Source organism: Endoryza foliicola (genome assembly GCF_050589245.1).
Classification (GTDB): Bacteria; Bacteroidota; Bacteroidia; order Chitinophagales; family Chitinophagaceae; genus Endoryza; species Endoryza foliicola.
On sequence record NZ_JBOBEW010000035.1, the window covers coordinates 1 to 809 of the forward strand.

Annotated in this window: 1 protein-coding gene; it reads right to left on the bottom strand. The window is 43.3% G+C overall.

Features of this window, described 5'->3' with window-relative positions; translation table 11 throughout:
* Positions 1-372 (bottom strand): site-specific integrase (locus ACQ2HE_RS19900; RefSeq protein ID WP_472846352.1); only part of this gene is annotated, 372 nt, incomplete at its 3' end.
* Between the last annotated feature and the right edge of the window lie 437 nt (positions 373-809).

The window sequence follows — 809 nt, forward strand, 5'->3', positions numbered from 1 at the left end:
CTTCTTCACAATGTCTATGGCATAATCGGGTAACCGAACCAAGCTTGCGGTTTTGGTCTTCTTGCTAACAGTTGACAGGTACCAAGCTCCCTCCATTTTTTTAATATCTTTCGAGGTCACCCGCACTAAATCTGAAAACCGCAATCCTACAGCACATCCGAAAATGAAAATGTCCAAAGCCTTCAACTGAACCGCATTGAGCTGTGCTCGTAGATCGGTATCATAGATCAAGTACCTCACGCGTTCCGGACTCAAGGCAATTACCGGAATGTCTTCTTTGAAAACATAGAGTTGGCTGATAAAATCGCCTATGGGAAGGTGTTTCTCTTTTTTGAGGTACTTGAAAAAGGTTTTGAGGGTCTTAATAACCATACCCAAGTAGTTGTCAAACCCACCCCTCTTGTACACAAATTCACTGAAGCGCTTGAAGAACCGTTTCCAATAGGCCGATTCTGTTTGTTCTAAGCGCTTATTAAAGCCCTTCCAGACCCGAACAGTTAGTTTTGAGCTAGCAGCCTCTTCATAGGCCTGTAATAGCCTTAAAACAGTCTCGTAGTTCTTTACGGTTCCAATNTAAAGCCCTTCCAGACCCGAACAGTTAGTTTTGAGCTAGCAGCCTCTTCATAGGCCTGTAATAGCCTTAAAACAGTCTCGTAGTTCTTTACGGTTCCAATGCTCAAGGGAGCACCATTGGCTTTGCGGCGTTTACCTTTTCGATTATCCGAGATGAACTCTTCAAAAAGGGGAAGTACTTCGTAGGAAGATCGCATGTTGAAAAATGTATATGTAAGGTTTAAGGGTTCCTGTGA